22 protein-coding genes are annotated in these 23,606 nt (G+C 62.6%); 16 read left to right on the top strand and 6 right to left on the bottom strand.

Annotated elements, in window-relative coordinates; genetic code table 11:
* Nucleotides 1–421: 421 nt before the first annotated feature.
* Nucleotides 422–1,216 carry a class II aldolase/adducin family protein gene (locus tag WBB95_RS15100; RefSeq protein WP_424488318.1) on the bottom strand — a complete coding sequence of 265 codons (795 nt, stop codon included), beginning with the start codon at nucleotides 1,214–1,216 and terminating at the stop codon, nucleotides 422–424.
* A gap of 146 nt (nucleotides 1,217–1,362) precedes the next feature.
* Nucleotides 1,363–2,268, bottom strand: a complete 906-nt coding sequence (locus tag WBB95_RS15095) for a LysR family transcriptional regulator (RefSeq protein WP_424488317.1) — start codon at nucleotides 2,266–2,268, stop codon at nucleotides 1,363–1,365.
* 217 nt (nucleotides 2,269–2,485) lie between these two features.
* On the opposite strand from WBB95_RS15095, the gene WBB95_RS15090 reads away from it, so the two are divergent.
* Nucleotides 2,486–3,097: a cysteine dioxygenase gene (locus tag WBB95_RS15090; RefSeq protein ID WP_424488316.1), complete on the top strand. Its 612-nt coding sequence runs from the start codon at nucleotides 2,486–2,488 to the stop codon at nucleotides 3,095–3,097.
* Entirely contained in the window at nucleotides 3,094–4,677 is a 1,584-nt protein-coding gene (locus WBB95_RS15085) for a rhodanese-related sulfurtransferase (protein WP_424488315.1), read from the top strand. Before WBB95_RS15090 ends, WBB95_RS15085 begins: the two co-directional genes overlap by 4 nt.
* Before the next feature lie 231 nt (nucleotides 4,678–4,908).
* Here WBB95_RS15085 and WBB95_RS15080 read toward each other — a convergent pair whose 3' ends face one another.
* From WBB95_RS15080 to WBB95_RS15065, 4 genes are all read right to left on the bottom strand, one after another.
* Nucleotides 4,909–6,270: a hypothetical protein gene (locus tag WBB95_RS15080; protein WP_424488314.1), complete on the bottom strand. Its 1,362-nt coding sequence runs from the start codon at nucleotides 6,268–6,270 to the stop codon at nucleotides 4,909–4,911.
* A gap of 59 nt (nucleotides 6,271–6,329) precedes the next feature.
* A complete protein-coding gene (locus tag WBB95_RS15075) occupies nucleotides 6,330–7,310 on the bottom strand; it encodes a lytic transglycosylase domain-containing protein (RefSeq protein WP_424488313.1) in 981 nt (326 codons plus the stop codon).
* Nucleotides 7,311–7,354: 44 nt separating this feature from the next.
* Nucleotides 7,355–9,685: a type III effector HrpK domain-containing protein gene (locus WBB95_RS15070; RefSeq protein ID WP_424488312.1), complete on the bottom strand. Its 2,331-nt coding sequence runs from the start codon at nucleotides 9,683–9,685 to the stop codon at nucleotides 7,355–7,357.
* A 101-nt stretch (nucleotides 9,686–9,786) separates the two neighbouring features.
* Nucleotides 9,787–10,341, bottom strand: coding sequence for an RNA polymerase sigma factor (locus WBB95_RS15065; RefSeq protein WP_424488311.1), 555 nt, complete (start codon nucleotides 10,339–10,341; stop codon nucleotides 9,787–9,789).
* A gap of 227 nt (nucleotides 10,342–10,568) precedes the next feature.
* Here WBB95_RS15065 and sctW point away from each other — a divergent pair, with 227 nt between their 5' ends.
* The 14 genes from sctW (at nucleotide 10,569) to WBB95_RS14995 (ending at nucleotide 23,367) form a co-directional block, all read left to right on the top strand.
* Complete coding sequence (gene sctW / locus WBB95_RS15060) at nucleotides 10,569–11,684, top strand: type III secretion system gatekeeper subunit SctW (protein ID WP_424488310.1); 1,116 nt, start codon at nucleotides 10,569–10,571, stop codon at nucleotides 11,682–11,684.
* Entirely contained in the window at nucleotides 11,684–13,786 is a 2,103-nt protein-coding gene (gene sctV / locus WBB95_RS15055) for a type III secretion system export apparatus subunit SctV (protein ID WP_424488309.1), read from the top strand. The genes sctW and sctV overlap by 1 nt, the downstream gene beginning before the upstream one ends.
* A 17-nt stretch (nucleotides 13,787–13,803) precedes the next feature.
* Entirely contained in the window at nucleotides 13,804–14,748 is a 945-nt protein-coding gene (locus WBB95_RS15050; RefSeq protein WP_424488308.1) for an FHA domain-containing protein, read from the top strand.
* Nucleotides 14,742–16,094 (top strand): FliI/YscN family ATPase, encoded by a 1,353-nt coding sequence (locus WBB95_RS15045; RefSeq protein ID WP_424488320.1) that lies wholly within the window; start codon nucleotides 14,742–14,744, stop codon nucleotides 16,092–16,094. The genes WBB95_RS15050 and WBB95_RS15045 overlap by 7 nt, the downstream gene beginning before the upstream one ends.
* Nucleotides 16,095–16,096: 2 nt before the next feature.
* Nucleotides 16,097–16,540, top strand: a complete 444-nt coding sequence (locus WBB95_RS15040) for a type III secretion protein (protein WP_424488307.1) — start codon at nucleotides 16,097–16,099, stop codon at nucleotides 16,538–16,540.
* A complete protein-coding gene (locus WBB95_RS15035; RefSeq protein WP_424488306.1) occupies nucleotides 16,530–17,087 on the top strand; it encodes a type III secretion system HrpP C-terminal domain-containing protein in 558 nt (185 codons plus the stop codon). The genes WBB95_RS15040 and WBB95_RS15035 overlap by 11 nt, the downstream gene beginning before the upstream one ends.
* Nucleotides 17,084–17,806 carry a type III secretion system protein gene (locus WBB95_RS15030; protein ID WP_424488305.1) on the top strand — a complete coding sequence of 241 codons (723 nt, stop codon included), beginning with the start codon at nucleotides 17,084–17,086 and terminating at the stop codon, nucleotides 17,804–17,806. Before WBB95_RS15035 ends, WBB95_RS15030 begins: the two co-directional genes overlap by 4 nt.
* Nucleotides 17,799–18,176, top strand: a complete 378-nt coding sequence (locus WBB95_RS15025; protein WP_424488304.1) for a FliM/FliN family flagellar motor switch protein — start codon at nucleotides 17,799–17,801, stop codon at nucleotides 18,174–18,176. The genes WBB95_RS15030 and WBB95_RS15025 overlap by 8 nt, the downstream gene beginning before the upstream one ends.
* Entirely contained in the window at nucleotides 18,173–18,826 is a 654-nt protein-coding gene (sctR, locus tag WBB95_RS15020) for a type III secretion system export apparatus subunit SctR (protein ID WP_424488303.1), read from the top strand. The genes WBB95_RS15025 and sctR overlap by 4 nt, the downstream gene beginning before the upstream one ends.
* Nucleotides 18,827–18,834: 8 nt before the next feature.
* Complete coding sequence (gene sctS, locus WBB95_RS15015; RefSeq protein WP_200434318.1) at nucleotides 18,835–19,101, top strand: type III secretion system export apparatus subunit SctS; 267 nt, start codon at nucleotides 18,835–18,837, stop codon at nucleotides 19,099–19,101.
* Nucleotides 19,101–19,895, top strand: a complete 795-nt coding sequence (gene sctT / locus WBB95_RS15010; RefSeq protein ID WP_424488319.1) for a type III secretion system export apparatus subunit SctT — start codon at nucleotides 19,101–19,103, stop codon at nucleotides 19,893–19,895. Before sctS ends, sctT begins: the two co-directional genes overlap by 1 nt.
* Nucleotides 19,892–20,968 (top strand): type III secretion system export apparatus subunit SctU, encoded by a 1,077-nt coding sequence (sctU, locus tag WBB95_RS15005; protein ID WP_424488302.1) that lies wholly within the window; start codon nucleotides 19,892–19,894, stop codon nucleotides 20,966–20,968. The genes sctT and sctU overlap by 4 nt, the downstream gene beginning before the upstream one ends.
* Before the next feature lie 75 nt (nucleotides 20,969–21,043).
* On the top strand, nucleotides 21,044–21,973 hold the full coding sequence (locus WBB95_RS15000) for a type III secretion system chaperone (protein ID WP_424488301.1): 930 nt from the start codon (nucleotides 21,044–21,046) through the stop codon (nucleotides 21,971–21,973).
* Nucleotides 21,964–23,367 carry a hypothetical protein gene (locus WBB95_RS14995; protein ID WP_424488300.1) on the top strand — a complete coding sequence of 468 codons (1,404 nt, stop codon included), beginning with the start codon at nucleotides 21,964–21,966 and terminating at the stop codon, nucleotides 23,365–23,367. The genes WBB95_RS15000 and WBB95_RS14995 overlap by 10 nt, the downstream gene beginning before the upstream one ends.
* The last annotated feature ends 239 nt before the right edge of the window (nucleotides 23,368–23,606 follow it).

Below are 23,606 nucleotides of genomic sequence, written 5' to 3'. Positions count from 1 at the left end.
AAGCCCGCTCCCACAATTGAACCTCATTTCATCAGGTAAAAGCTGTGCTGCTCTGCTGTTGCCCTGCTTCTGCTTCAACCACTCAGGTCGGCTTTCAGGCCGCCGTGCTTTAGATTTTGATCTTGATGTTGATCTCAGGCGCCCCGTTAACCACGATGGCCGAACGCAGGCTTGAATCCGTGGGCAACCCGGCAGGATGCCGGGTTAGCCGCCCCGCGCCATGGATGGCGCGTGGCGGCGGCCCACGGATTCAAGCCGGAGTGAGGGCATGCCGAGCCTAGGCGAGGCACCGAGTGGAGGGGCAAGAGCGTTTTGCTTACTTTTGCGCTCTATCAAAAGTGAGCCGCTGTAAGAGCGGAACCAATCGAAGCCATCACCCAAATACCGGATATGCCCCCACCTCAAGCCCAAAAACCACAGCTCAATTCTTGTAATCAGTATCCGTACGCTCCAACTGCCGAATCAGCGCATTCCAGTGCCTGGCCACCCCCGGCCCCTCACCATTGCTGAACACCTTGGCCTGCTCCTCAACCTTGGCCACCACGTCCGCCGGCGGAAAGACCAACTCCGCATTGCCCCCCGCCTGCGCCGCGATCTGGATATTGCACGCCCGCTCCAACCCCTGCAGCTGCTGAAACGCATGCTCAACGCTGACACCCGCAGTCAGCAGCCCATGGTTGCGCAAAATCATCACATTCTTGTCACCCAAATCCGCGACCAGCCGTTCGCGCTCATCCAGGTCCAGCGCTACGCCCTCATAACCGTGGTACGCCACACGCCCGGAAAATGCGATGGAATGCTGGGAAATCGGCAACAAACCGTCTTTTTGCGCCGACACCGCAATGCCATCGCGAGTGTGCGTATGCAGCACCGCTTGCAAGTCGTGGCGCGCACCGTGGATGGCGCTGTGGATCACATAACCGGCGTAGTTGATGCCAAGCCCGGTCGGGTCATCGACAAGGGTGCCGTCGAGGTCGACCTTGACCAGGTTGGACGCGTTGATTTCATCAAACAACAGCCCGTAGGCGTTGATCAGGAAGTGCTCATCCGGCCCCGGAACACGGGCGGAGAAGTGCGTGTAAATGTGGTCGGTCCACTTGTACAAGGCCGCCAGTCGATAGGCCGCGGCCAGCTTGACGCGTACTTCCCATTCTTCTGCAGTGACGCGCTGGCGCACATTGTTGGCGACGCTGGATATCGAGGTGACGCTGCTCATGGCAAAACTTCCTGGATGGCCTTAAGGACTTCCAGGCAGCCTAGAGGATGCTCAAAAATAATAAAAAGCACATTTTAATCTAAGCTAATTATTATTTTTTTTCATAACCATAACGGCGACACAACACAAAACAAATGTGCGAGCGATCACGCAGCCGCGCGAGTCTTGTGCAACGACGCCGCCACCAACGCACCAAACGCATCCACCGGCCCTTGCAGGTTGCCCAGAAAATGCGGATAGATCAGCCACAAATCCATCACTGGTTTGAAGTCCTTCAGCGGCATGACCGCCAGTTGCTCACGGTGCGCGCTGCGTTCCAGCAGCGGGCGTGGCACCAAGCCAAGGCCCAAGCCGTCCGCCACCAGCCCGAGTTGCAACTCGGTGCCGAAGGTTTCCAGGTTCACCCGCAACGCCAGGCCCTGGTCGGACAAAGTGCGCTGCAAACCCGCGCGGAAGCCGCAGCCGTCCGGGTTGAGGATCCAGCCGTTCTGGTACACGTCCGCCAACTTGCAGGGCTTTTTCGGCAGTTGGGATTTGGCACACACCACCACCAACTCCATTTTGCCGATGGACTCGCCGATGACGTTGTCCGGGAAAATCTTGCCCGCCGGAAACAGCGCCGCTGCCGCGTCCAGTTCGCCACGCTCGATCTTGCCGACCAACTGGCTGCCCCAACCGGTCGCCACCTGGGCACGCAGGTCGGGGTATTCGGTGCGCAAATGCTTGAGCGCATCCAGCAGCACCACGTCGCCGATGGTCTGCGGCACGCCCAGGCGCAACAGGCCGGTGGGGGGCGCGTCGGTGGCGACCAGCTCGCGCAGGGCATCCATTTCGCGCAGGATCAGCCGGCATTGTTCATAGACCCGCGTGCCGATCAGCGTAGGCTTGAGGGGCTTGGTATTGCGGTCGAACAGCTCCACGCCCAGCGCCTGCTCGAAGTTCTGCACGCGGCGGGTGATGGCCGGCTGGGTCAGTTGCAACGACTCGGCGGCATGGCTGATGGACTGGCAACGAATCACTTCGACAAAGGCATCGATATCGTCAATTTTCATTTGGGCCGCACATAGAGAACAGTCATTAAGATGTGTGCGAAGCATAGTTGCCCGCACGCGGTCTGGATAGCCTGCGCTGTGATCGATAACGTCTAACGCTATTCAGACCGGTTCTAAATTACCTCCAGCTATAAGCTAATCATTAAAAAACAGCATATTAAATATAAACATTATGCTTAGATAATCCCATCACCACCGACCCTGCGATGGAAGCGTCATGACCCAGGCCCGACACCCCGAAAGACTCAGAGCCTTCATAGGCGCCCTGGCCGAATTGATCGACGGCAACCCGCGCGAAGGCGACCTGTTGCACCGTGGCGGCAAGCTGCTGGCGCAACTGGTCAGCCACGATGATTGGCTCCCCGACGAATACGCCAAGCCCGACCCCGAGCGCTACCAGCAATTTTTGCTGCATGCCGACTCGCGCCAGCGATTCAGCATCGTCAGTTTTGTGTGGGGGCCGGGCCAGCGCACGCCGATTCATGACCACCGTGTGTGGGGTTTGATCGGCATGTTGCGCGGCGCGGAGTTTTCCCAAGGGTTTGAACGCGCGCCAGACGGCAGCCTGATCGCCGAGGGCAAGCCCATTCAACTGGTGCCGGGCCAGGTTGAGGCCGTGTCGCCCAAGGTCGGTGATATCCATCAGGTCAGCAACGCCCACAGCGACCAGGTGTCGATCAGCATTCATGTGTACGGCGCCAATATCGGTGCGGTGCGCCGCGCGGTGTACCAGCCCGACGGCAGCGAGAAACTGTTTATCTCCGGTTATTCCAACGCCTATCTCCCGAACATCTGGGATTTGTCCAAAGAAAAGAGCCCTGCCCTATGACCACCGTATCGACTCGCTCCTTCGCGCAGATTCGCCAGGCCCTGTTGGACCACCAAGAAGTCGCCTTGGTGGACGTGCGCGAAGAAGCGCCGTTTGCCGAGGCTCACCCATTGTTTGCCGCGAATATCCCGCTGTCCAAGTTGGAACTGGAGGTGTATTCGCGCATTCCACGTCGTGATACCCATGTCACCGTCTACGACAACGGTGAAGGGCTGGCGCCCCGTGCGGCCCAGCGGCTGCTTGAGTTGGGCTACACCGAGGTGAGCCTGCTCGAAGGCGGCCTCGACGGTTGGCGCCGCGCCGGTGGCGAGCTGTTTATCGACGTGAACGTGCCAAGCAAAGCCTTCGGCGAGTTGGTTGAAAGCGAGCGCCACACGCCGTCCCTGGCCGCCGAAGAAGTGCAGGCCTTGCTCGACAACCAGGCCGATGTGGTGGTGCTCGACGCGCGCCGTTTCGACGAATACCAGACCATGAGCATTCCCACCGGCATCAGCGTGCCGGGCGCCGAACTGGTGCTGCGCGCCCGCGAGTTGGCGCCAGACCCGGCCACGCGCATCATCGTCAACTGCGCCGGGCGCACCCGCAGCATTATTGGCACGCAATCGTTGATCAACGCCGGCGTGGCCAACCCGGTGTCAGCGTTGCGCAATGGCACCATCGGCTGGACGTTGGCCGGGCAGAAACTCGCCCATGGCCAATCCCGCCGCTTTGCGCCGACCTCCGAAGAGCATCGCGAGGTTGCTGCCAGGGACGCGCGCCGCGTCGCCGACAAGGCCCGCGTCGGCCGCGCCAGCCTGGCCGACCTGCAGCGCTGGCAGCAGGAACCGAGCCGCACCACCTACCTGTTCGATGTGCGCACCCCGGAAGAATTCGAGGCTGGGCATTTACCCGGCGCGCGTTCCACGCCGGGCGGCCAGTTGGTGCAGGAAACCGACCACGTCGCCAGCGTGCGCGGTGCGCGGCTGGTGCTGGCGGATGACGATGGCGTGCGCGCCAACATGTCCGCGTCCTGGCTCGCCCAACTGGGCTGGGAAGTGCACGTCCTGGATGACCTGCACGCAGCGAACTTCAGCGAAAAAGGCGCGTGGGTCGCGCCGGTTCCGGCACCGCCGCAAGCCGAACTGATCAGCCCGCAGACCCTTGCCGACTGGTTGACCCATGGCGACACCGCCGTGCTGGACTTCACCCCGAGCGTCAACTACGTCAAGCGCCATATCCCCGGTGCCTACTGGGCCTTGCGTGCGCAACTGCCCCACGCCCTGGCCAAGGTGCCGCCCGCGGAGCGTTATGTGCTGACCTGCGGCACCAGCCAACTGGCGCGCCTGGCCGTGGCCGAGGTCGAAGCCATCACTGGCAAACCGGTGTTCCTGCTGCAAGGCGGCACCCTTAACTGGATCGCCGAAAAGCTGCCGCTGGAAGAAGGTGAAACCCGCCTGGCTTCACCGCGCATTGACCGTTACCGCCGCCCCTACGAAGGCACCGACAGCCCAAAGGAAGCCATGCAGGCCTATCTGGACTGGGAATTCGGCCTGGTCGACCAATTGGCCCGTGACGGCACTCACGGTTTTTACGTGATTTGATGCGTCCTCAACCGCTTGCACCCTCACCGGGTGCAGGCGGTTGAGGCAAGGACTCAGTATTGACGATCGTGGTTTCAACCAGCGGTTTATTCACCTGGGAGCCCATTCGACTCTGCCCCAATGGTAGAGCCATGTCCCACGGAGCCAATACGCGGCAGACCGCTCCAGCGGCTCAAGCGCAGGCAAAAAAAAGCCCCGGCAGTAACCTCCCGGGGCTTTTTCACCTACCGATCAGACCTCGGAACCCCCTTGCGGATCAACGCCCCGTGCCGGACGCTGACGCAACTTGTTCGCCAACCCGGCAACGGCGTTGGCACCCGCCTCGGCGGCCGTCGACAGACCTTCAGCCACCGCCGCCGCAGCGCTCATGGCCTTGGCCGGCACGTCTTCCTGCAAGGTCTTGGTCGCAGCCTCGCTGGCCGGGCTGGTCAACACACCCACCGCCCCGTACGTGCCAAACGTCATCGCCGACATGCCAACGTTGGTGGCGCCGTCTGCGGCGGCAATGGCCGCAGGCGAGAACCCTGCCTTGGCCGCAGCGCCCTTGACCATGCTGCGGGCCAGCGTTGCCAGGGCCCCACCGCCACCCAGCGCCAAGCCGTTAGCCGTTGCACTGCTGGCTGAAATGACGCCGCTCAGGGACTTGGCCGTGTCCGTCATGATGTCCAGCGGCAGTTTGGCCAGGCGCTTGCCGCTGTTGATCAACGGGTCTCGCATGGGGCTGCAATCCCTGAGGGTTTCATACTGCTTTTTCCAGTCCTGGCGCCCGAACAGGTATTCGGGGCCCGCGCGGTGGGCGTGCAAATCACTGCGACGCATGGCCATGGCATACCCGGCGCCGGCCGCCATGCCGCCCGCCGAACCAAACACGGTATCCGCAGCCGCAGCGGCCTTGGGATGGCCGGTGCCCATCAACGCCGTCGCCACCAGGCCACGGGCGACGTTGCGCAAACTGAACGTCTGGTTCGCCACCGCCGAATCCAGTGCGCGGCGGCCCAGGTTCTCTTCGCCCCTGGCCGTCTGGGCCTGCTGCATCACCGGTTCCAGCACCGCGGCCGGTGCCTTGAGCCACATCGAATCATGGGTCGTACGGCTCAGGACGCCACTGGCCGCAGTGTCGACCGCCCCCGAAAACGCGCCCCCAATAAACCCGGTATAAGCTGGGTGGCCAGCGGCCTTTTCGGTGATGTCCGGCACCTTGTCGAGCAGCACCGAGGCCACTGCAAAAGGCGCCGATCCCATCGCGCCCAGCGCTGGCAAGGTCACTCGATCCATACGCGTCGCCTTGTCGAGCAAACGCTCCACGTCCTCCGCCGTCTGCCCCATCGCCTGCAATTGCCCGGCACGGTCCTTGACCAGTGCGCCGAGTGCCTGCTTGTTCTCAGGCGTTTCGTGAGGGGCAAAAATGTCCCCCATCTTCTTCTCCAGGTCCAACAGCACCTTGGGGTCGTTGACGCTACTGACCGGTGCCGCACCGCCGACGGCGGAGTGGCCGAGTGGCTGCATGGGGATGCCCTGGTTACGCCGTTCGACTTCAAACGCCAACTCGGGCAGCACCGGTGGGTGGGCACTGATTTTGGGGGGGATATTCATGGCTATTGCCTCCTGGCTTATCGGGTAATAACGTAATACTCACGCGGGTGGGTCATGGCTCAGGCAGGCAATTGCCCCTGGCCGCTGGCGATAATCTGGGCAAAGTGCTGCACGTTTTTCACGTAGTCCGGGTCGCCAACGCCGCCGACGTCCGCGAGGTTATTGCGGTTGACCTTGTCCGGACCCGAGTTGTAGGCACGCAGCGCGGCGCCGATATCACCACCGAACGCCTTGCTCTGGTCACGCAGGTACAGCGCGCCGGCCATGATGTTGTCGTGGATCGCGTTGCCATTGAATTTGTCGGGGTTCTCGCTCTTCATTTCAGCGCCGGTGTCGGCGTTGACTTGCATCAGGCCGCCATCGGTCTTGCCATTGACGTTGGTACTGGCCGCATTGGAGTCGCCCCGGGACTCGGCCCAGATCTGCCCGGCGATGACGCTGGCGGGCATCCCGGTTTTCTGCGCGGCGTCCTGGATATCGGCACGGTAGGGTTCCAGTGCCGGCGGCAGGTGCAAGGCACCGCTGCCACTCACGCCGGCATCACCGGATGCCGCGCTCGCGGGTGCACTTGCGGCCGCAGGGGCCGCCTGAGCCGGAGCAGCAGCACCACCGCCCTGGTCAGCCCCGCTGCTGGTGGGAATGTGCGGCGCTGGCTTGGACGACACCGAACCCGAGCCCGAGCCCGAATCCGAGCTGTCGGAGTCGGAATCGCCGTTCTTTTGCATCAGCGACTGCAGGAACTGCATCACGACTTTAAGGATGTCTTCGATCATCTGATTGAGCGAACCACTTTGATCCGCATCGCTTTTTTGATCGGCCGACTTTGGCTGTGTAGTCGTCGAGGACGGGTCCGAAGGCGTGCCGAAGTCGACGGGCTTTTCCGGGCGTGCAGCGGTCAGCTCCTTGGCGCCGGCATCCGGGCCCTGGCCAGCTTGCCCGTGCTGCCCGGTGGCAGACTGAGCGCCTTGGCCGAGCACTTTCTCGAGGTCTTTTTCAATGTCTTGAATCGCGGTACGCAGCGAAGACGGGGAAATATTCAAAGCAGTACTCCTGGGTGGCTAATGTCCGGAACAAGGTGTTTTGATCAATGCGGTTTCGGGATGCCGAACTGATCAAGGGTCGGGTCGACGTTATGGTCAAACGCCTTGGCTTCTGCGTGCTTCTTCACGGCGGCGATGATTGCGGCGATCCCCAGGCCGATGCTGGCAAGGGCATCTACCGCCCAGCCGATGGGGCCCGCAGCGGCACCGATGACGGTCGCGGCCATGGCCCCGGCGGCTTCAGCGCCTACGGCCACACCGACGCGGATCGCCGCACCCGCCGCCATGCGGCCCAGGCCCACGGTGGCTTCGTGGCCCGCCATCGAACGCACCGCGTCCACGCCGTCTTTGGCGCCGCTGATGCCCTTCTTGGCGTCGTCCACATCGTCTTTGACGTTCTGCATCTTTTGCGTGGCGGTCATTGCCAGGGTCGCCGTGGCGGTGGCATCGCCGTTGGCCGCGCTGTTGAGGAAACTGCGACCAGCCTTCGATTGCTGCAAGGCATCGAGGGTGGAGCTCTGGAAGCCCGCCTGCTGGGCCCCGACAAACGCGGGCGGCAATACACTTTCATACGCCGCACGGTGATCGTTCACGGTTTGCAGCGCCTGGGTGGCGTCGGGTTTCTTGCCGCTGAGGCCCTGCTGCAGCTCGCCGCCCTGGGTGAAGTTGGCCTGGTAAGCGTCTTGCATTTTCCATTGCAGCGCCGGCTGGTTGCCGAGCACTTGCTGCGCCGTCGGCACCTTGGCGTTGGGCCCCAGCAAGTCCTGCTGCAACTGCAACTGGGCCGACAGGCCATTGGCCGCGCTGCTGTAGTCCGGCGCAGCGGCGCCCTTTTTCATGTTCTTCTCGGCGGTGTCCATATCAGCGCTCAGGGCCGAGCCGTTGTTGACGTTCCTCATCTGGTCGTACACGGCTTTGGTCAGCGAGGGGTCGCTGGCCACCAGGGCTTTTTCCTGGTCCGGCACGGCTTTTTGCAGGTAGGCCTGCACGTCCGGGTCGCTTTGCAACTGGCTGATCTTGTCAGCGAGGGCTTTTTCGGTGTCACCGGTTTTGCGCAGGTCACTGCCCGCGTCAACGCTTTGCTTGGTCTCTTGCAACTTGACCATCACCGCCGCCTTTTGCGCGCCGGTGTAGTTTTGCGGGTGGTCGAAAATGTCGGCGCCCAATTTGCTGATATCGACGTTGGCCACGGCATTGATGGTCGCCGCGTCGCTGATCATGCTGGCGAATTCGCCACCATTTTTTGGCGCCTGGTTCTTGATCCAGCCGCTGATGTTCGCCGCGTTGAACAAGCCGTCCGGGCTATGGGCCGCCAGCGCGTGGCCCGACAAACCACCTTGATCGAGCATCTTGAAGAAGCCCGGCTGTGACCAGGTCTTGGCCGATTGCCGGGCCAAACTGGACAAGCCCGGGTTGCTGTTTTGCAGTGCCGCAAGGCCAGCCTGGTCGGTGAGGCCGTCGACCTTGGTCTGGCCGCTGGCGCCTGCGGCGTGGGCCGGGTCCGCAGCGGCGGTCAGCGGCTCGTTGGCACGCATTACCGACGCGGAAATGACCATTTGCAGCGATTGCTCATCGGCGTTCGGGTTGGCTTTCTGATACGCGGCCAGGTCCTTGCTCGCACCGTCGGCGGCGCCCTGCATCTGGCTGACGAACTTGCTCAGGTCTTTGTTGTTGATGATCCCGTCGGCCTTCGGGTTGATCGCCGTGTCAATGGCGTTTTCCAGCGCCGGGTTGGCCTTGATGAACGCCATCGCCTGGGCGCCATTCGCCCCGCCTTCCTGGGCCATCTGGGCAGCGGCGATCGGCCGGTTAAGTTCTTTTTCAGCCTGCAGTTGCTGGTCGGCCGGCAGGTTCGCGACCATCGGGGCCCAGCGTTTCAAGGCATCTGGCGTGTTGTATTTGGAGTCGTCCAAAAACTTGCCGCTGTCACTGGCGGCCGGAACCGAGCTCGTGGCCGGGGCCGCTGGCGGCGCTGCCGGTGCAGCCCCTTGCACCGGGGCGGCACCCGTCGCCGGGGTTGCGCCGGATGTCGATGCGGCCCCCGCAGCAGCGCCTGCGCCTGGCGCAGACGCCGGCCCAGGCGCCGACTGCGGGTCAGCCGGCGGGTTGAACAAGTTCTTCATAAACTGATCCAGCTGACCTTTGAGCGAGTTCAGCTCAGTGCCCAGCTGCTTCTCAAAATCCGCAATCTGAGCATTGCCCGCATCCAGGGTATCTTGCTGCTGCTTCATGAACTCCAGCGGCTGGGCCTGGGAGCCGAACTGCACGCCACCGCTTTTCGCCGGCCCACCCTCCCCCTGAGCGTCCGACGCTGGCGCCGCCTGGGAATCTGCTACAGAACTGCTACCGGAAAACGGGGAATTGGAAATGCGCATAGGGGTCGCCACTTTCTGTTGGACATTTGTAATGCGTGGGACCAGAGCCAAAAGAGGTTCCCTCCTCCGGTGTAATTAATTGGCCATCTGTGCCACGCCCTTCAAAATCCGCTGGAGACTCGCCGCTTGAGTTGCTCACGGGCGCGGGACAGGCGCGAGCGCACCGTGCCCACCGGCACACCCAGTTGCGACGCGGTATCGAGGTAATTGCCCTCCATCTCCATCGACACGTGGATGATCTCTTGCATGTTCAGCGGCAAGGTGGCGATGGCCCCTACGACCCGCACGAGTTGGCGGCTGCCGTTGACTTCGCTGAAAACATCGCTCTGATCGGTGATATCCAGCACCTCACGCTCCTCCAGACAGGCCTGGAACGGCTGGTTGTAAAGCTGGCGAAAATGGCTGCGAATCAGGTTCATCGCAATGCCGCAGAGCCACGTCAGCAGCAGCGATTCATTGCGAAATTTATGTTCGTTGCGCAGGGCTTCAAGAAAGGTGCCTTGCAGCAGGTCTTCAACATCATCGGGGTTCATCACCTTCTTCCTGATGAACAACCGGACCTTTTGCAGCAGCGTCGCATCGAGTTGGCGAAGCACGGATATCTGAGTGGAAAACGTCAGCGAGTCGATCACACACATGGGCAAATACCATTTCAAGATATGTCCTGTGTATAGAGCGATATACATGCCACAAATGAAGACGACCTATCTCGCTGTTTTATATGTGTATTTTTTTTCGCTTTGCAAAAAAAGTGCAAAATCCTGCACAAACGTATCTTGCCTAATACATATTTATGCACAATTTTTATGTTGCCTTTATAGGTGGAACTGGTTAGCGGAATCCCCCACTCACTACGCATGATCCCTTGCGTCAGTGCCGCGCCATGAAAATTTCTGCGTTCAATCCCATCATCGCGATTCAACCTGTTTTCCCGGTCACGCCAAGGCCAGAAGCCACCTCTGCGGCCATGGCGCCGACGATCGCCAAAGACCAGGGCAGCACCCCGCAGCAGGTTGCCCGATTCACCTCGGCACTGATCCAGCAAAGCCAATCACTGAGCCAGCGCGACCTGGTCATCAGCAGCACGGCGCTGCAATCAAAAGCGATGAAACTGGGTGAGCTGTACCAGTTATTGATGGGCTCCCAAGACCTGAGCCTCGATTCTGCGGTGCGCAATTTGCGCAAGGAACTCAAGCGCCAGGTGATCGGCAACAGCATTCTCGACGAGGTAATGCGCTCGGCCGATGGCGATGCGGCAAAAGCTCACGTGATGCTGCAAGCTGCCGCCCGCCAAGCCTTTAACGAAGGCGCCAGTGACGAACATACGTTGCTGTCGCAGCAACTGCGGATGCTGCGCCATCAACATGGCAACCGCGCACGCGCCGGCATCAACACCGCCCGCGCCTTTGCCCGTTCCAGCCTTAACCCTCGTCGCCGGCAAAACCTGCGCGACCTTTACTACAACGGCGTGGTGGGGCAACCGACGATTTCCAGCCTGATAGACACCCTCCTCGGCCAGGAAGAAGGCGAACAACACTTCGAGCCAACCCTGCGCGACCTGCGCAGCGCGATCGCCGATGACATGGCCGCTTTCACCCCCTCCAGCACCCGCCAACAATTACGCACGCTGATGCACGGCCTCAATACGGCCCGGCATGTATCAACCTTGTTGCACAACTGCGAACACTTGTTGGGGCGCATGCGCGGCAAGAACCCCGCGTTGCAGCTCAATGCGCCGACCTTCCTCAAGCACCTGCTGGTGCTGTCGGGCAAAGGGATGAACCTGCATGAAACCCTGCAACTCACGCAATTTATCGGCGGCTCACACCTCAAGCATCAACTGTCGTTTCTCAATGGCCTGCGCCCGATGCTGCAACAGTTGCCGATCCTGCTGTGGAAAGACCTCAAGGCCCGTCAGAACGCCTTGGGCAACCTGCTGATGCTGATGGCCGAATTGACCCAACAAGAACAAAACCTGGCCAAGGGACGACCTGCCTGATGCACAAGATCGTCAACCTGCTGAACCAGATCGCCCTGGCGGCCATGCGCCGCTCCGAGATCGTGGGAGCATTTGTGGTACTGGCCATCGTGTTCATGATGATCACGCCGCTGCCCACCTGGCTGGTTGATATCCTGATTGCGATCAACATCTGCATCTCCTGCCTGCTGATCATGCTGGCCATGCACCTGCCCCGGCCCCTGGCATTTTCGACATTCCCCTCGGTGCTGCTGATCACCACCATGTTTCGCCTGGCGCTGTCGATTTCCACCACGCGCCTGATCCTGCTGAACCAGGATGCCGGTCACATCGTCCAGGCCTTCGGCCAGTTTGTGGTGGGCGGCAACCTGGCGGTGGGCATGGTGATCTTCATGATCCTCACCGTGGTCAACTTCCTGGTGATCACCAAGGGCTCGGAACGGGTGGCCGAGGTGGGCGCCCGCTTCACCCTTGATGCGATGCCCGGCAAGCAAATGTCGATCGACAGCGACCTGCGCGCCAACCTGATCAATGTTCAGGAGGCCAAGCGCCGGCGCTCCGAATTGGGCAAGGAAAGCCAGCTGTTTGGTGCCATGGACGGGGCGATGAAGTTCGTCAATGGCGACGCCATCGCCAGCCTGATCATCGTGGCCATCAACATGATCGGAGGCATTTCCATCGGCGTGCTCCAACATGGCATGAGCGCCGGCGATGCGGTGCAGCTCTACACCGTGCTGACCATCGGCGATGGCCTGATCGCGCAGATCCCGGCGCTGCTGATTTCCGTGACCTCGGGCATGATCATCACCCGTGTGTCCAACGACAACGCCGCGGCCGACGCCAACATTGGCCGCGAGATCGCCGAGCAGATCACCAGCCAGCCCAAGGCCTGGATCATCGCCTCGGTGGCCATGCTCGGCTTTGCCGCCATGCCGGGAATGCCCACGGCGGTGTTTATCACCATCGCCATCATCTGCAGCCTTGGCGGTTTCCTGCAATTGCAGCGGGCCAAGCCCAAGGCGGCGATCGCGCAACCGGTGCAGGTCGCGCCCGAGAACAATGGCAAGGAAGACTTGCGCATGTTCCTGCCCAGCCGGCAGTTTGTGCTGCAATTTCACCCCTCACAGAACCGCGCGCTGGTGGAGTCCCTGGTCAGCGAGATCCGCCAGCGCCGCAATCGCCTGGTGGTCAATTACGGCCTGACCCTGCCCTCGTTCATCATCGAATACCTGTCCCATATCGAGCCGGACGAGTTCCGCTTCGTGGTCTACGAAGTGCCGATGTTCAAGGCCACCCTGAGCCAGACCCACGTGGCCATCAACCCCCAGGCGCAGATCATCGATCAGGTGGAACAGGCCATGACCGGCACCGTCGACCGCCAGGAAAGCCAATGGCTGTGGATGCCCATCGACGCGCCGCAGTTGCAGCACTTGCCGGTGGAGGCCGTGACGGCCAGCACCCTGATCATCGAACGCATGGAGCGTGCCCTGCAGGTGTGCGGGCCACAATTTATTGGCTTGCAGGAAACCAAGGCGATCCTCGGCTGGCTCGAGTCGGAACAACCGGAAGTCGCCCAGGAGCTGCAACGTGTCGTGCCGCTGGCGCGTTTTTCCCAGGTGTTGCAACGCCTGGCATCGGAGTGCGTGCCGCTGCGCGGCGTGCGCGTGATTGCCGAAACACTCATCGAACATGGCCAGCACGAACGCGACGTCACCGCCCTCAACGACTACGTGCGCATCGCCCTAAAATCGCTGATCTACAACCAGTATTGCAGCGCCGTAGGCCTGCAAGTGTGGCTGCTGACCCCGGAAAGCGAAGGCATTTTGCGCGACAGCCTGCGCCAGACCCAGACCGAAACCTTCTTCGCCCTCAACAGCGAGTCCAGCCTGTTGCTGGTCCAGCAACTGCGTATGGCGTTCCCCCTGCGCTCCAGCGAGCGCGCGGTGATGTTGGTGGCCCAGGATTTGCGCAGCCCTCTGCGCACACTGCTGCAAGATGAATTCCACCATGTGCCGGTGCTTTCTTTCGCCGAAATCAGCAATGCCGCGGAAGTCAAAGTGCTGGGTCGCTTCGACCTGGAAGACGAGTACTCCCCGCAGGAAGAAGACGACTATGCCGCCTGACACCTGGAGCCCTTGCGATGTTTGAACTACGCGTACTCAACGGCCTGCACCAGGGCGCCGCACTGCCGCTGATCGGCGAACAATGGCTGATCGGCGCGCACGCCGACCATGACCTGGCACTCTACGACCCGGGTATCGCCGCGCTGCACTGCCGCCTCAGCCGCACCGACGCGGGCTGGGCGCTGGACGCCGAAGAAAGCCTGATCAGCGACGCCGAAGGTCACGCCCTGACCACCACCGTGCTGACCCCCAACCAGACCTTCGTGCTCGGCAATGTGTGGCTGTGCCTGGCGCCCGCCGAAGAGGCGTGGCCGCAGGTGCCGATGTTGGTGCCACCGACCCGGCCGCCGGTGCATGAACCGATCTCTGCACCACGCCCGGCGCCGCCCCCACGTTTGCCGCGGCTGAAATTGGCGTGCGGGGTATTGGTGGGGTTGGTCGTGGGTGCAGCAGGCGCCTCCTGGGGCTTGAACCGCGTCGCCGCCCCCTCGGCCCCGGCCCCACTCGCGCAACAACGCCCGCCCGCCAGTGAGCCAGCCAAACCTGTGCAGGCCCCGCCCTCGGACAAGATCAGCCTGGCCAGCCGCGATGACGTACGGCGGCGCCTCAACACCTTGCTCAGTGACCGCCTGCTGACCGAAGTCAGCGTGGAAGACAGTGGCGATGGCCTCTCCCTCCAGGGCCACCTTAAAGACGACGTGCTGCCGACCTACCAGCGCATGCTCAAAGGTTTCAACGAGCGCTTTGCCTCGGCGGTGCCGCTGTCCGACAACGTCACCGCCGTCGGCACTGGCCTGCCCTTTGCCATTGTGCAAATCATCTCCGGCAATAACGCGCACCTGGTCACCGCTGACGGCCACCGGATGTACCTCGGCGACCAATTGAAGGGCCTGCGCCTGACGCGCCTGGATGAGCAGCACATCGAGTTCGATGGCGACCAACACATCGAGATGCACTGGTGAGCCCCGCCCTCGCCCGCTGGACCGAGGAACAGCGCACGCGCCTGTCTCACTGCTCGGCCGTGCGCATCAGCGGGCGGGTTTCAGCGGTCAGCGGGATTTTGCTGGAGTGCCAGGTGCCGGCAGCAAAAATCGGCGACCTGTGCCAGATCAGCAAGGCCGACGGCAGCACCATGCTTGCCGAAATCGTCGGGTTCACCCCACAGTGCACCTTGCTCAGCGCCCTTGGCACGCCCGACGGCATTCAAGTCGGGGCGCGTATCGAACCGCTGGGCATGGCCCACCGCATTGGCGTCGATGACCGGCTGCTGGGGCGCGTGCTCGATGGCTTTGGCCGGCCGTTGCTGGGGGACGGCGACGGCGCCTTTGCCGGCGTGCACGACACGCGCACCACCACCCCGGTGATCGCCGATGCATTGCCGCCGATGCAAAAACCGCGCATCAGCACCCCTTTGCCCACCGGCATTCGCGCCATCGACAGTGCGATTTTGCTCGGCGAAGGGCAGCGTGTCGGGCTGTTCGCCGGCGCCGGTTGCGGCAAGACCACGCTGCTGGCAGAGATGGCCCGCAACATGGACTGCGACGTGATCGTCTTCGGCCTGATTGGTGAGCGCGGGCGCGAATTGCGTGAATTTCTCGACCATGAACTGGACGACGAACTGCGCCAGCGCTCGGTGCTGATTTGCGCCACCTCCGACCGTTCGAGCATGGAACGCGCCCGCGCGGCCTTCACCGCCACCGCCATCGCGGAAGCCTACCGCAAGCGCGGCCTGAAGGTGCTGTTGCTGATCGACTCCCTGACGCGCTTTGCCCGCGCCCAGCGCGAAATCGGGATCGCCGCGGGTGAGCCGCTGGGGCGCGGCGGCCTGCCGCCCTCGGTGTACACCCTGCTGCCGCAGCTGGTGGAGCGCGCGGGCATGAGTGAAAACGGCTCGATTACCGCGATCTATACGGTGCTGATCGAGGCCGACTCGATGAACGACCCGGTGGCCGATGAGGTTCGCTCGCTGTTGGACGGCCACATTGTGTTATCGCGAAAACTGGCCGAACGCGGGCATTACCCGGCCATCGACGTGCCGGCCAGCATCAGCCGGATTCTGGGCAACGTCACCAGCCGCGAACACGTGCGCAACAACAACCGCCTGCGCCAATTGATGGCGGCGTATCGGCAAGTGGAAATGCTGCTGCGCCTGGGTGAATACCAGGCCGGGGCCGATCCGGTCACCGACTGCGCCGTGCAACTGCACGAAACCATCAACGGGTTCCTGCGCCAGGACCTGCGTGAACCGGTCAGCCTGGACGAAACCCTGGCCCAACTCGATCACATCACCTCGCAGTTGCCGGATTGAACATGGACGACGACCTGGAAGTGGACCTCGACCGCGTCGCCCTGGAGCACGCCATCGGTGTGCTCACACCGTTGCGCCAACACCGCCAGGCCAGCGCCGAACGCGCCCGCCGGCAAATCGAACACGCGCTGCACGCGCTCCACGAGCAGTTGCGCACCAGCACCGAGTCGATGAATCAGGAGCGCGACAACCAGAAGCTGCGGCGCCAGCAGCTGTCGGACACGCACCTGCAAAAGAGCATGGCGTTGAGCGATATCGACCGCTGGCACGAAAAGGAACGGCGCATGCTCGACCGCCTCGCCCAGATCCGCCAAAGCATCACCCAATTGCGCGAGCGCATCGAGTTGCAGCAACACCAGTTGCAACAGGCCCAGCAAGACGTGAAGGCGCGCCAGCGTGCCGTGGAAAAACTCGCCTGCATGAGCGAAAGCCTCTATGAGAACTGAGCCAATCAAACACCCTGCACCGCCACCGGCGCCGAAACCTTCGACCACGGTGCCGCCGACTGCCGCCTACCCCGCCAGCACCCCAGTGCCCAGGCGCATTGATGTGTTGCGCAACCGTGCGGCCGACACTCGCCCGCCCAGTGACAGCAGCCGACAACTGGAGGCCGACGGTGCGCTGTTCGAGCAATTGATCGCGCCGCTGCCGGATGGTGGGAGCGATCAGTCTGACTCGCGAGAAGGCGGTGGCAGCAGCTTTTCAATGTTCACCGCCCTCGATGGCGTGCCCACGCAACTGATTGATGAACTGGCCCTGCAATTGCCCGACGTCGGCAACCGCCCCTTCAGCGCCACCTTGCTGATGCCCAACCTGGGCAAGGTACAGATCCAGGCGCAAAAAAATCCCGGCCACTGGGCGATCCGGCTGAGCTTCTCGCGCCGCGATGTGCTGGAGCGTCTGACACGCCACCAGACAGCCTGCGAAGAGGCGTTTTCCAAGGCCCTTGATCACGACGTGGAGCTGTCTTTACAGCCGGCAGGTGACGCATGAAAGCCCTGGCGCTACGGCGTGTTTCATCGACGTTCGCCAGCGCCTGCCAGGCGTTGGGGCGCGGACGCTGGCTGGCGTTCAACAGCGGGAACGAGCCCGGGTACCTGACCGTGGGCCCGTTGCTGCCTTCCGGCAGTTACCCCGACGACCCGCGCCTGAACCTCGCGAGCAAACACGGCCCGCTGCAACTGAGCAACGCCGATGCCCTGTTGAGCCTGCTCGGGGAAACCCCGGTGATCGCGGCCGGGGACCTGCAGCCGTGGTACTGGCAGTTGATCAATCAACAGTTTTCCGATGCCATCTACGACCTGCTTTCACCCCTGGAACCCTTGCCGGAGGTTGACTCGCCGCGCCCTGATTGCCTGGAGTGCCGCATCAGTGCCGAACGCGGCAGCGAGCGGGTTCACGGGGTGCTGAAGTGCTGCGCCGACACCCTGCTGCGCCTGTTCGACGGTGCCGATTGGCAACCCATCGAACAGCCCTGGCCGGGTGACTGGCCCCTGCATTACCCGCTGGAGCTTGGCCACTTGCAACTCACCGTCAATGAACTGCGTTCGTTGCGCCCCGGCGATGTGCTGCTGCCCGCCAACCCGCGTTTCACCCCCCAGGGCCAGGGCAACGTGCAGTTGGGGGAGCGCTTGTGGCGCGTGCACAGCGAAACCTTGAACGACCATTTGCAGCTGCGGCTGATTCACGAGGAAGACCTGCACCATGAATGAGCCACTGTATGGGGTCGACAGCGACGTGGGCGAGGAAGACGCCATTGTTCCGGTCGACGAAGAGCCAGGGCAGCAATGGGACGACCAGCAGCCTGCCGACGAACCGCTTCGCGTCACGGCGCCCGCCCCCCCATTCCCCGCCCCCCCGTTGACGGGGCTGAGCCTTGAGCTGACGGTGCGTGCCGGCGGCGTCAGCCTCAGCCTGGACGCGTTGCAACGCCTTGCGCCCGGCTCGGTGGTGGGCATCAGCGGCATCGCCCCTGGCGAGGCGACCTTGTGCCATGGCGAACGGGTGATCGCCCACGGCGAGCTGGTGGACGTCGACGGCCGCCTGGGCCTGCAAATTACCCGCGTGGTATTTGATCGATGATTCTGGATGGCATGAACCCGATCATGCTCGCGCTGTTTCTCGGCGCGCTGTCGTTGATCCCGCTGTTTCTGATCGTCTGCACGGCGTTCCTGAAAATCTCCATGGTGCTGCTGATCACTCGCAACGCCATCGGTGTGCAACAGGTGCCGCCGAACATCGCGATGTACGGCATTGCCCTGGCGGCGACGCTGTTTGTCATGGCCCCGGTGGCCCATGAGATCCAGCAACGGATCAACGACAACCCGTTGCAAATCGGCACCACCGAAAAGCTGGAGGTCAGCGCCAATACGGTCATCCAGCCGTTGCTGCACTTCATGACCCGCAATACCGACCCGGATGTGCAGGCCCACCTGCTGGAAAACACCCACCGCATGTGGCCGGCCGATATGGCCGATAAAGCCACCAGCAATGACCTGCTGCTGGCGATCCCGGCGTTCGTGCTCTCCGAGCTGCAAGCCGGGTTTCAGATCGGTTTTCTGATCTACATCCCGTTCATCGTGATTGACCTGATCGTCTCCAACCTGCTGCTGGCGCTGGGCATGCAAATGGTTTCGCCGATGACCATTTCGTTGCCGCTCAAGCTGCTGCTGTTCGTGCTCGTGCAAGGCTGGTCACGCTTGCTCGACAGTCTGTTCTATTCCTATATGTGAGTGTGGCCGTGGAAGCGTTGGAGCTGTTCAAGCAGGGCATGTACCTGGTGGTAATCCTCACTGCCCCGCCGCTGCTGGTGGCGGTATTGGTGGGCGTGCTGACCTCGCTGTTGCAGGCCCTGACGCAGATCCAGGACCAGACCCTGCCCTTTGGCGTCAAGCTGGCTGCCGTGGGCCTGACCCTGGCTGCCACCGGACGCTGGATTGGCGTGGAGCTGATCTCGTTCATCAACCTTGCGTTCGACCTGATCGCGCGCACCGGCGGCGCGCATTGATTCCGTTCGACGGCGAGCATCTGTTCGAGCTGATGCTCGGTACGGGGCTGGCCATGGCGCGGATTCTGCCGTGCATGATCCTGGTGCCGGCGTTCTGCTTCAAATACCTGAAGGGGCCGTTGCGTTACGGCGTGACCATTGCCGTGTCGCTGATCCCCGCACCCAGCATCGGCCGCGTGCTGGCGGCGCAAAACGACGACTGGTTTTTGATCGCCGGCCTGCTGGTCAAGGAGTCGGTGCTGGGCATCCTCCTGGGCCTGTTGCTGTACGCACCGTTCTGGATGTTCGCCACCGCCGGCGCCCTGCTGGACAGTCAGCGTGGCGCGCTGAGTGGCGGCCAGCTCAACCCGTCCCTGGGACCGGACGCCACGGCCCTGGGTGAGTTGTTCCAGGAAATGCTGATCATGCTGGTGATCCTCTCGGGCGGCCTGTCGTTGATCACCCAGGTGATCTGGGACAGCTACGTGATCTGGCCGCCCACGGCCTGGTTGCCGGGCATGGATATCCAAGGGCTCGACGTGTTCCTCGGGGAGCTCAACCGCACGCTGCAACATGCCCTGCTGTACGCCGCGCCGTTCATTGGCTTGCTGCTGCTGATCGAAGCGGCCTTCGCCATCGTCGGCCTGTATGCCCAGCAACTCAACGTGTCGGTATTGGCGATGCCGGCCAAGAGCATGGCAGGCTTGCTGTTTCTGCTGGTGTACCTGCCGACCCTGCTGGATTTTGGCAACAACGAACTCAAGCACTGGCTGGACCTCACGTTCATCCTCGGCCAGATAGTGCATGTGCCATGAGTGAAAAAACCGAAAAGGCCACGCCCAAGGCCGAACGCGACGCGCGGGAAAAGGGCCAGGTCGGGCAAAGCCAGGACTTGACCAAACTGCTGGTTCTGCTGGGGGTCAGCGAGGTGTGCCTGGGCGCCGCCGACGACAGCGTGAACCGCCTGCAAGCGCTGATCGCCCTGCCCTTGCAGCGGCTGCGCGAACCGTTCATGCACACCCTGGTGGAGTTGGGCGGCGAGGCCGTATGGACGCTCGTCTCCTTCACCTTGATGAGCATTGGCGTGGCTATCCTGATGCGCCTGGTGGGCAGCTGGCTGCAAATTGGCTTCCTGTTTGCGCCCAAGGCGCTGAAAATCGACCTGGGCAAAATCAACCCTATCTCGCACCTCAAGCAGATGTTCTCCGGGCAAAGCCTGATGACCCTGCTGATGAGCATCCTCAAGGCTGTGGTGATCGCCATCACCTTGTACGTCAGCATCAAACCCTTGCTGGGCAAACTGGTGTTGCTGGCCGACACCGACCTGACCACCTACTGGCATGCGCTGCTCGCGGTATTTCGCAGCGTGCTGCATACGACCCTGGGTTTGTTACTGGTCATGGCGATGGTCGACTTCGCCATGCAGAAGTACTTCCACGCAAAAAAATTGCGCATGAGCCACGAGGACATCAAGACCGAATACAAGCAGTCCGAGGGCGACCCCCACGTCAAGGGCCATCGCAAACACCTGGCCCGGGAGCTGCTCAACGGTGCGCCGCCACCTCCTCAAAAGCCGGTCGAAGAGGCTGATGTGCTGCTGGTCAACCCCACCCACTATGCGGTGGCGCTGTACTACCGGCCGGGGCAAACGCCGCTGCCGGTGATCCACTGCAAGGGCGAGGACGAGGACGCCCTCGCACTGATCAAACGGGCGCAGAAAGCCAAGATCCCGGTGGTGCAATGCGTGTGGCTGGCGCGGGCGTTGTACAAGGTCCGGACCGGGCGCCATATCCCCCGACCCACGCTATTGGAAGTGGCGCACATCTATCAGGTCATCAAGCAGTTGGACGAGGTTACGGCAGACATCATTCAGCTCGAAGAACCCTGATCCAGAGCGGCTTATTCACGAAACTGCAATATTAAAAGGTTTCAATACGCGTCAAAACTTTCGGAAGTTTGACCGATGAAATATGCCGCTTCACCGCCCCTCGAAAAAGCCGCCAGTAGCTGGTTGCTCCAGGCTGCCGAACGCCTCGGCGTACCGTCTTCTCTGGCCGGTGATTTCGCCCGGGATGGCGTACTGAATCTGCCGGGCATGACCCTGCAACTCTCTCCCTGGCAAACCCAGCCGGTGCCGCAATGGGCTGCCCTGGGCCTGCTGCGACGGCCCGATGGTTTGCCCGCCGATACCTGGAGCGAACTGCTGCTGCGCGCCAACTGCGGGGCGTCGGCCATGAGCAGCTGCAGCCTGGCCATGAACGAGGCCGGCGAGGCCCTGCTTGTGCAATGCCTGTCCTCGCGACCGGATACAGACGGCGCCCACCTGAGCGACGAACTGGCCCACCTGCTGGCGCTGGGCGAAAGCCTGGTGGCCGCCGCCACGGCGTTTAACGCCGGGCCAGGTAGCGCCAGCACACCCGCCGGCCAGGTACCGCTCCAAGCCACCCCGACGGTTCAATCGGCACAGGCCGCCATGCACCAGGACTGGCACCGACCCTTGCTGATACGTGCCTTGCAGCGCCTGGGCGTCAGCGCACCGGCACCGGAGCAGATCCACACCGTGGGCGTGATCAACGCCAATGGGCGCGCCTTCGAAGTGATCGCCGACGGCGACGGCCAGCACGTGCTGGTCAGCACGCCGATCGATACCCCACTGCGCACCGCAGGCCAACGTGAACGCTGCCTGCGGGCCAACCTGCACTTGATGCTGTTAAGCCGGTGCGCCATCGCCCTGGCGCCCCATGGCAGCGCACTGCAAGCGCGCTGGAATTGCACCGCACTGAACGGTGAAGACTTCGCCGACTGGCTGCTGGACTTCGGCGTGCTGGCCGACAGTTTCGCCGCCCCACCTTCGTCTGCTGCCACTGCACCAAGGAACCCTGCATGGACATGAGAACACCGGCCCCGGCAGGCGGCCTGACGCCGCCAAACCAGGACATCCCGTTGCATCCCCTGCGACGCGCGCCCACGCCCGATGAGCTGGAACGCGGCGAGCCGGCGGCATTACCGGCGGGCTATACCGCGCGCGCGGCGGCCCACGTCAGCGGCTTGGGGCAAGCTTTTCATCGCAGCTACCTGACACCCGGCTGGAAGGCTGCCAGCAGTGCCTGGACGAGTGTCAGCGGCTACGGCGCCGCCGCCGGTCACAGCCTCAAACAGGGCGCGGTGCAGGCCTGGAGCGACAGCGCCGCCAACCTGCCATCCGGACAAACGACCCTTGCGGCCGCCGGCCAGACCTTGCAGCAAATGGCAACCTGCGGCGTGCCCACGTACCTGCGGGAAGTGGCGTTCATGCACACCTACAGTGCCCTGGCCGATGGGCTGGCGAAAAAAAGCCCGGGCGGCGCGCTGGCATTGCAGGCGGCGATTTCCCTGGCGTCAATTGCCACCCAGGTCTACGTGCGCCAGCCGCGCATGGACCGCCTTGGAGACACGTCCAATGTGGCCGTGCGTGGCCACTTTGCCCTCAGCGAACCGAAATGGAACGCCCTGCTGCCGGACAAACAAGACGCCTTGCGCCAACAAATGAAGCGTGATTCGCGCAACGTCACGCGTAATCAGATCATTGCCGAAGCGGTCTACCTGGGCATGGGCGCCTTGGGCGCCTCCCGGGGTGACGGTGCGCTGAGTGCCCGGGTGCTGGCGACGCAATTGCGCAATGTGATTTATGCGATTACCCGGGAGTCAATGCAAGCCAGCCTGAGCATGACCGGCAAGCGTGGCCAGACCAAGACCCACGGCATCAACAGCGACGACATGTCGGTGTTGGGATGGGCCTATGGAACGATGACATTGAGCATGGGGTTTGTGCAGGATTCCATCAGCCCGAACGTGCTGCCACCGGGGCAGACACTCACCAGCCCGGCGCTGCTGGATGATCATCATCAGCCGCTGCGCGGGGATGCGTTGGCGGAGTCGATTCAATCGCTGGCGGCGACACGGGCGGCGTTCAACACCGTGATTGCGGTGCTCGACAACCATCTGCAAAAGCACTTCGACACCCACAATGCGGGGACGACCCAGCAGTGGAAGCCGAGCTTGCCGCTGGAGGATTACGGGCGGGTGCTGGACCAGTCACCCGCGCGGGTGGCATGGACGAGCCTGGCCAGCGCGATCAACATGGCGACCGGGGAGTTATTGCGCGGCAAACTGCCGCCGGCGTTGGCGGGGTTCCTGGGCAATGCCAGCAGTGCGGCGGTGATGGGGTTGGCGTATCGGACCACCAACCAGACGTTCCAGGCACACGCCAGCGTGCGCAAGGCGGTGGCTGCAGGGCGGGTGGATTGACGAGCAGCCATTGCAGGCAAGCCACACACAAAAAACGCCCTGAATATTCCTCAAACTTACCTTTCCAACTGTGGGAGCGGGCTTGCTCGCGAAGGCGGCGCACCCGCCAATGCACAGGTTGACTGACCTAACGCCATCGCAGCATAAGTATCTACACAACTTTCAAGGCTGAAAAATCTCCCTGTAGTGAGCGGGCTTGCCCCGCGCTGGGCTGCGAAGCGGCCCCAACAAAGACTCCG

The sequence above is a fragment of the Pseudomonas sp. genome, from assembly GCF_049645325.1.
Lineage (GTDB): Bacteria > Pseudomonadota > Gammaproteobacteria > Pseudomonadales > Pseudomonadaceae > Aquipseudomonas.
The sequence above is the reverse complement of the archived record's forward strand: the minus strand, read 5'-3'. Positions and strand labels throughout refer to the sequence as shown.

Excerpts from the sequence above, each read along its gene's own strand:
- WBB95_RS15100 (WP_424488318.1), bottom strand. The coding sequence starts at position 1,216 with ATGAGCAGCGTCACCTCGATATCCAGCGTCGCCAACAATGTGCGCCAG.
- WBB95_RS15095 (WP_424488317.1), bottom strand. The coding sequence starts at position 2,268 with ATGAAAATTGACGATATCGATGCCTTTGTCGAAGTGATTCGTTGCCAG.
- WBB95_RS15090 (WP_424488316.1), top strand. The coding sequence starts at position 2,486 with ATGACCCAGGCCCGACACCCCGAAAGACTCAGAGCCTTCATAGGCGCC.
- WBB95_RS15085 (WP_424488315.1), top strand. The coding sequence starts at position 3,094 with ATGACCACCGTATCGACTCGCTCCTTCGCGCAGATTCGCCAGGCCCTG.
- WBB95_RS15080 (WP_424488314.1), bottom strand. The coding sequence starts at position 6,270 with ATGAATATCCCCCCCAAAATCAGTGCCCACCCACCGGTGCTGCCCGAG.
- WBB95_RS15070 (WP_424488312.1), bottom strand. The coding sequence starts at position 9,685 with ATGCGCATTTCCAATTCCCCGTTTTCCGGTAGCAGTTCTGTAGCAGAT.
- sctW (WP_424488310.1), top strand. The coding sequence starts at position 10,569 with ATGAAAATTTCTGCGTTCAATCCCATCATCGCGATTCAACCTGTTTTC.
- sctV (WP_424488309.1), top strand. The coding sequence starts at position 11,684 with ATGCACAAGATCGTCAACCTGCTGAACCAGATCGCCCTGGCGGCCATG.
- WBB95_RS15050 (WP_424488308.1), top strand. The coding sequence starts at position 13,804 with ATGTTTGAACTACGCGTACTCAACGGCCTGCACCAGGGCGCCGCACTG.
- WBB95_RS15040 (WP_424488307.1), top strand. The coding sequence starts at position 16,097 with ATGGACGACGACCTGGAAGTGGACCTCGACCGCGTCGCCCTGGAGCAC.
- WBB95_RS15035 (WP_424488306.1), top strand. The coding sequence starts at position 16,530 with ATGAGAACTGAGCCAATCAAACACCCTGCACCGCCACCGGCGCCGAAA.
- WBB95_RS15030 (WP_424488305.1), top strand. The coding sequence starts at position 17,084 with ATGAAAGCCCTGGCGCTACGGCGTGTTTCATCGACGTTCGCCAGCGCC.
- WBB95_RS15025 (WP_424488304.1), top strand. The coding sequence starts at position 17,799 with ATGAATGAGCCACTGTATGGGGTCGACAGCGACGTGGGCGAGGAAGAC.
- sctR (WP_424488303.1), top strand. The coding sequence starts at position 18,173 with ATGATTCTGGATGGCATGAACCCGATCATGCTCGCGCTGTTTCTCGGC.
- sctU (WP_424488302.1), top strand. The coding sequence starts at position 19,892 with ATGAGTGAAAAAACCGAAAAGGCCACGCCCAAGGCCGAACGCGACGCG.
- WBB95_RS15000 (WP_424488301.1), top strand. The coding sequence starts at position 21,044 with ATGAAATATGCCGCTTCACCGCCCCTCGAAAAAGCCGCCAGTAGCTGG.
- WBB95_RS14995 (WP_424488300.1), top strand. The coding sequence starts at position 21,964 with ATGGACATGAGAACACCGGCCCCGGCAGGCGGCCTGACGCCGCCAAAC.